This is a genomic window from Microbacterium sp. C448 (assembly GCF_000582705.2).
Classification (GTDB): Bacteria; Actinomycetota; Actinomycetes; order Actinomycetales; family Microbacteriaceae; genus Microbacterium; species Microbacterium lacus_A.
Map to the genome: position 1 here is coordinate 1 of NZ_HG779649.1, position 5,799 is coordinate 5,799.

Annotated in this window: 8 protein-coding genes and 1 pseudogene; 6 read left to right on the top strand and 3 right to left on the bottom strand. The window is 68.4% G+C overall.

Going from position 1 to position 5,799, the window contains the following annotated elements; genetic code table 11:
- Together MIC448_RS06360 and MIC448_RS06365 are read left to right on the top strand one after the other, a co-directional pair.
- Window positions 1–275, top strand: a pseudogene (locus tag MIC448_RS06360) (MFS transporter); the annotation flags it as partial.
- 74 nt (window positions 276–349) lie between these two features.
- Entirely contained in the window at window positions 350–898 is a 549-nt protein-coding gene (locus MIC448_RS06365; protein ID WP_036297503.1) for a type 1 glutamine amidotransferase domain-containing protein, read from the top strand.
- A 59-nt stretch (window positions 899–957) separates the two neighbouring features.
- Here MIC448_RS06365 and MIC448_RS16565 read toward each other — a convergent pair whose 3' ends face one another.
- On the bottom strand, window positions 958–1,092 hold the full coding sequence (locus tag MIC448_RS16565) for a hypothetical protein (protein ID WP_269800294.1): 135 nt from the start codon (window positions 1,090–1,092) through the stop codon (window positions 958–960).
- Between the two features lie 112 nt (window positions 1,093–1,204).
- Between MIC448_RS16565 and MIC448_RS06370 the strand changes: the two genes are divergently transcribed.
- A complete protein-coding gene (locus tag MIC448_RS06370) occupies window positions 1,205–1,417 on the top strand; it encodes a hypothetical protein (RefSeq protein ID WP_036297505.1) in 213 nt (70 codons plus the stop codon).
- A gap of 40 nt (window positions 1,418–1,457) precedes the next feature.
- Here the strand turns inward: MIC448_RS06370 and MIC448_RS06375 are convergent, their stop codons facing one another.
- Window positions 1,458–2,633 (bottom strand): alcohol dehydrogenase catalytic domain-containing protein, encoded by a 1,176-nt coding sequence (locus MIC448_RS06375; RefSeq protein WP_036297507.1) that lies wholly within the window; start codon window positions 2,631–2,633, stop codon window positions 1,458–1,460.
- 214 nt (window positions 2,634–2,847) lie between these two features.
- On the opposite strand from MIC448_RS06375, the gene MIC448_RS06380 reads away from it, so the two are divergent.
- From MIC448_RS06380 to MIC448_RS06390, 3 genes are read left to right on the top strand one after another with little or no spacing between them, the layout of a single operon-like run.
- The gene (locus tag MIC448_RS06380; RefSeq protein WP_036297515.1) at window positions 2,848–3,366 is read left to right on the top strand and encodes an SRPBCC family protein; all 519 of its coding nucleotides are present in this window, start codon (window positions 2,848–2,850) and stop codon (window positions 3,364–3,366) included.
- On the top strand, window positions 3,363–4,844 hold the full coding sequence (locus MIC448_RS06385; protein ID WP_036297509.1) for an NAD(P)/FAD-dependent oxidoreductase: 1,482 nt from the start codon (window positions 3,363–3,365) through the stop codon (window positions 4,842–4,844). Before MIC448_RS06380 ends, MIC448_RS06385 begins: the two co-directional genes overlap by 4 nt.
- A gap of 50 nt (window positions 4,845–4,894) precedes the next feature.
- Window positions 4,895–5,197 (top strand): hypothetical protein, encoded by a 303-nt coding sequence (locus MIC448_RS06390; protein ID WP_036297511.1) that lies wholly within the window; start codon window positions 4,895–4,897, stop codon window positions 5,195–5,197.
- A gap of 18 nt (window positions 5,198–5,215) precedes the next feature.
- Here the strand turns inward: MIC448_RS06390 and MIC448_RS06395 are convergent, their stop codons facing one another.
- Window positions 5,216–5,722 (bottom strand): metallophosphoesterase family protein, encoded by a 507-nt coding sequence (locus tag MIC448_RS06395; RefSeq protein WP_036297513.1) that lies wholly within the window; start codon window positions 5,720–5,722, stop codon window positions 5,216–5,218.
- Window positions 5,723–5,799 lie beyond the last annotated feature (77 nt).

Here is a 5,799-nt window from a genome sequence, read left to right on the forward strand (position 1 = left end):
CGCTCCCTCCGCGCCTGTACCCATACGGCAGCGCGACCGTCGGCACGATGCAGCAGGTCGCCGGAGCTGCGGGCACCGCACTCTTCGTCACGCTCATGTCGGTGACCGCCGCGGCAGCCCTCGCAGAGGGAACCGATCAGGTCGCCGCCACAGCGGCAGGCGTGCACACGGCGTTCTTCGTCGGCGCCGTCCTCGCCTCCGCAGCGGTCCCGCTCGCCCTGTTCGTACGCAAGCCCGCGGACATGGTCGAGTCCGGCAACGCACCCGTGCACTGACGCGGGTCACGCGCGCGGAAGCGGCCTGTCAACCCCCTCGAACCCCGGGTTATGCCGCGCGTAGCGTCGCACGCATGACTGATCTCACAGGAAAACGCATCGCATTTCTCGCCACGAACGGCTTCGAGGACAGCGAATTGACCTCACCCTGGGCGGCCGTCACGAACGCCGGAGCGGCCGCCCTCATGATCGCCCCAGAGGGTGATTCGATCGAGGGTAAGAACGGCCACACGCAGGATGTGGACGAGCTGTCCGCCTCCGCGAATGCCGATTCGTTCGACGCGCTCGTCCTTCCGGGTGGCGTCGTCAACGCGGATCACCTACGCATGGACGAGGCATCCATCGCCTTCGCGAAGGCATTTTTCGAAGCATCCAAGCCGGTCGGCGTCATCTGCCACGGCTCCTGGCTTCTCATCGAAGCGGGCGTCGTGGACGGACGGACGATCACCAGTTACCCGAGCCTGAAGACGGATCTGAAGAACGCCGGCGCCGAGTGGGTTGACGAAGAGGTGGTCGTCGACCAGGGCCTGGTATCGAGCCGGACCCCCGACGACCTTCCCGCGTTCAACGCGAAGGTGATCGAAGAGATCGCGGAAGGCGCGCACGCCGGACAGCACGCCTGACGGCCTCAGAGAAGTCTCGGTGCACGGACAGCGCGGCGGGCTTCACGGGATGCCGTGACTCAGCTGCAGCAGCCACCGCCGCAGCACGAGGTCGCGGCATCCTGCGTGTTGGCGGCAAGCAGGTTCTGCTCGTCCGAAACGGGACGGAGGGTCTGCAGGGGCGCGCTCTGGGTGGCGTTCTGGGGCGTGGTCATAGTGTCTATGCTAATCACGGCATTCCGACGGCGGCGCGTTGAGCGCTAGCACGACGCGTCCGTTCCGCACCAGACCGCGCGAAAAAGGGCACGACCGCCATAGGGTCGCCTCATGAATGACACGACGAATAGCGGTGCCGACGACATGGATATGACGAAGGAAGAGAAGCGGCGCGACCAGCTTCTCGCCGCACCCGACGCGGTGGAATCGGACGCGGCGCCGCGCATCGACGTTTCGAAGCACGACGGCAACACTCGAATCGACATCGCCGACACGGCGGCGGTTCGGCCCGGCCCCCCGCCGACGCCCGAAGAAGACGCCTGACGCGGAGGCCGGGCCGCGCGGCTCGCGCGTCAAACAGGGCCTACGGCTCCAGCACGACCTTGATGCAGCCATCCTCTTTCTTCTGGAACGTCTCGTACATCTCGGGAGCGCGCTCGAGCGGAACGCGGTGCGTCGTGAGGTCCATGACGCCGAGCGGATCGCTCGAGTCCTCGACGAGGGGCAGGATTTCGTCGATCCAGCGCTTGACGTTGCACTGACCCATGCGCATGCTGACCTGCTTGTCGAACAGCGTCTTCATCGGCAGGATGTCCGCGTCTCCCGCATACACACCACTCAGCGAGACCGTGCCGCCACGACGGACGATGTCGATCGACGCGTGTAGCGCCGCCATCCGATCGATCCCGGCTTTCTCCATGAGCGGTCGAGCCATCGCGTCGGGCAGCAGACCGATCGCGCTCTGCGCGGCGTGTACGCCGGGATTCCCGTGCGCTTCCATGCCGACGGCGTCGACAACCGCGTCGGCCCCGCGCCCCTCGGTGAGGTCGCGCAGCTCGTCGACGATGGTGTCGGTGAGGTCGTAGGTCAGCGCGCCGTGCCGCTCGGCCATGGCCCGCCGCTCCGGCACCGGGTCCACCGCGAGCACGCGGAAGCCGTGGTGCACACCCACCCGCGCCACGAACTGCCCCACGGGCCCGAGCCCCATGACCGCCAAGGTGCCACCGTCGGGCACATCGGCGTACTCGACGCCCTGCCAGGCGGTCGGAAGGATGTCGCTGAGGAACAGGTAGCGGTCGTCGGGCAGGTCGCTACCGACTCGGATGTGGTTGTAGTCCGCGTGGGGTACGCGCAGATATTCGGCCTGCCCGCCCGGCACCTGACCGTAGAGCTTGGTGTAGCCGAAGAGCGCCGCGCCGCTGCCGTACTCACGCACCTGTGTCGTCTCGCACTGCGACTGCAGCCCGCGGCGGCACATGAAGCAGTGCCCGCACGAGATGTTGAACGGCACGACGACGCGGTCGCCCACGGCGAGGTTGGTCACCTCCGATCCCACCTCGACGACAACGCCCATCGGCTCGTGACCGAGGATGTCCCCGCGGCCGAGGAACGGCCCCAGCAGTTCGTACAGGTGCAGGTCGGAGCCGCAGATGGCGGTGGACGTGATCTTCACGATCGCGTCGGTCGGGAACTCGATGCGGGGGTCTGGAACCTCGTCTACCGATACGGATCGCTTGGCCTGCCAGGTGAGCGCCTTCATGATTCCTTCTTTCGCACAGCGGGTTCGATGAGTCCTCCACGTTCGCTGCTCCGGAAATTCTTGGCCAGGCGGTTGCGCCGACGGGCTGGGCCAGCGACAATCCCCCGCGCGGAACAGTGAACGGCCAGTTGATTCGGTCAATGCCTGTCAACCCCTGCACGCACCCGTGCAAAGCGCGCGACAATCGAATACACGCCACCCCGGAATGAGAATGATGTCCCACAACGCCCGTGTTCTGCACTGCCCGCCCGAAGCCGTTTTCCGCGTGCTCGAAGACGGCTGGCTCTACCCGTCGTGGGTCGTCGGGGCGACCCGGATGCGCGATGTGGATGCGAACTGGCCCGAGGTTGGCGGTCGGTTGCATCACTCCGTCGGCGTGTGGCCCGCGCTCATCGACGACGAGACGGCCTCGATCGAGTGGAACCCGCCGCACCGCATGGTCATGCGCGCGAAAGGGTGGCCGATCGGCGAGGCCCGCGTGACGATTGACGTAAAACCGCGGGGCCGGGGCTGCGTCGTCCGCATCCAGGAGCACGCGGTGGCGGGCCCCGCTACACTCATCCCCCGACCGATCGCGGACGCGATGCTGCACTGGCGCAATTCCGAGACCTTGCACCGTCTCGCGTATCTCGCCGAGGGCCTGAGCTCGTCGCCCCAGGAATCGACCGCGGAAGACGAGGGAACGGACGCCGTGGATGGCGACAGCGACCCGCGCGGAGGCGACGACGCGTGAGTGCGACGCGCGCATCCGGACGCTCGACCGAGGTCGATGCGGTCATCGTCGGGGCGGGTCCGAACGGGCTTGCCGCCGCGGTCACGCTCGCTCGTGCGGGGCTCTCGGTGCGCGTCTTCGAGCGTGCAGATCGTGTCGGCGGCGGCAGCTCGTCCCGTGAGTTGACCCTGCCCGGGTTCGTCCACGACGTCTGCTCGGCGGTGCATCCGCTCGCTTTCGAATCGCGCTTCTTCCGGGAGTTCGAACTCGCTCGCCGTGTGGAGTTCTTCACACCGGATGTCTCGTTCGCCCACCCGCTCGACGGCGGTGCCGCGGCGATCGCGTACCGCGACCTCGAGCGCACCCGCGAGGGACTCGGCTCGGATGGCGCGGCCTATGCGGCGCTGATGGGACCGCTCGCCGCTCGCTCCGGCCACGTCGCCGATCTGACGGGCAACTCCCTGCTGCGGGTACCGACGAGCCCCGTCACGGCGCTCGCTTTCGCGGCGGCCACGCTCGAGCAGGGCACCCCGGCGTGGAACGCCCGGTTCCGTGGCGATGCCGCGCCCGCGCTGCTGACCGGCGCGGCCGCTCACACCTCGCTCCCCCTCCCGAGCCTCGCCTCGGCGGGCGCCGGACTCGCGCTCACCGCCTACGCGCATGCGCGGGGCTGGCCGATCCCGCGGGGCGGAAGCCAGGCGATCGCGGACGCGATGCTCGACGACATCCGGGCGCACGGCGGAACGGTCGAGACGGGCGTCGAGATCACCAGCCTCGCCCAACTGCCACGAGCCCGAGTGACGCTTCTCGATCTCACCCCGCGCGCGCTCGTCGCACTCGCGGGTCCGCGTCTGCCCGAGCGATATCGTCGGGCACTGGCGAACTTCCGGTATGGAAATGCTTCGGCCAAGGTCGACTTCGCGCTGTCCGAACCGGTCCCGTGGACCCATCCGGAACTTCGTCGCGCCGGGACGCTGCACCTCGGCGGCTCGCGCGCAGAGATCACGGCCAGCGAGAACGAGGTCGCGAACGGGCGTCTGAGCGGGCTGCCCTACGTGCTTGCGTCGCAGCCCTCGATTTTCGACGACACCCGCGCACCCGAAGGCATGCACACGCTGTGGACGTACACGCATGTTCCTGCGGGCAGCACGGCCGACCGCGCCGAAGCCGTGATCAGACAGATCGAGCGATTCGCGCCGGGATTCCGCGACACCATCGTGGGCATGTCGTCGTGGACCGCCGCGGACCTGCAGCGGCACAACCCGAACTATCCCGGGGGCGACATCGCCGCGGGAACGCCGGATCTGTTCCAGCTCGTGCGGCGCCCGGTGCTCAGCACCGATCCGTGGCGCACCCCGTTGCCCGGTGTGTACCTGGCGTCGGCGTCCGTGACGCCCGGGCCCGGTGTGCACGGGCTCGGTGGGTGGCTCGCCGCGCGGAGCGCCCTGCGCCACGAGTTCGGGATCGAGGCCTGGCCGGACCTCTCCCTCGGCGCGTAAGCGAGTCCCGGGCCAGCACGGCCGCGACAGGCGCCGATAGGCTTCGGCGTGTGGACGAGATCGAGAGCATGGCCCGGCAACTCGAGCGGATGATGGGCGACCCCATCGCCGATTCGGTGAACGGCACGGTGATGATCGTCGCGGTTTCGGAACCGACGCGCCGCTGGGGATACCAGGCGTGTCAGATCGAGGTCGTGCCGGATGCCCCGGGTGTCGAGCCCGTGCGCGTCGCGACGGAGGTCGTGACCACGCGTAAGCACTGGCCGAAGGTCGGCGGGATCCTTCCCGCACGCATCTCGACGACACATCCCGAGCGGATGGATATCGACTGGGACGCGCTCGCCAGAGGCTGAAACCCCCGCGCTTCAGCCTCAGCCGGGCGCCCCGAGAGGCACGAGCGTCACCTCACGCAGCACGCCAGCATCCACGGTGAGCGTCATCATCGTGCGGTGCGGCTGCCGGCGACGATCGGTCGGTGAGCCCGGGTTGAGCAGGCGAAGTCCGCCCGGCGTGACCGTGTCCCACGGGATATGGCTGTGTCCAAAGATCAGGACGTCGGTGTCGGGGAACGAAGCATCCGTCCACGCGTGGCGACGTTTCGCATCACCCGTCTCGTGGATGACCGCGAACCGCACGCCCTCGATCTCGCGTCGGGCGATCTCGGGGAGCAGCGCGCGCAGGTCGGGTCCGTCGTTGTTGCCGTACACACCGATCAGCTCGCCGTGCTGCGAGAGATCATCGAGGACGGATGCCTGGGTCCAGTCGCCCGCGTGAACGATGATGTCCGCGGCGTCGGCGGCCGCCCGCATCTCGTCGGGAAGGCCTCGGGACCGATCCGGGACGTGCGTGTCGGAGATCAGCAGCAGTCGCGTCGCCATGCTTCGACGCTACGCGGTCACAGACGAGCACCGCTCTGTCGAAACGGGCGGTGTCGGTGGAACTAATCCACCGACAC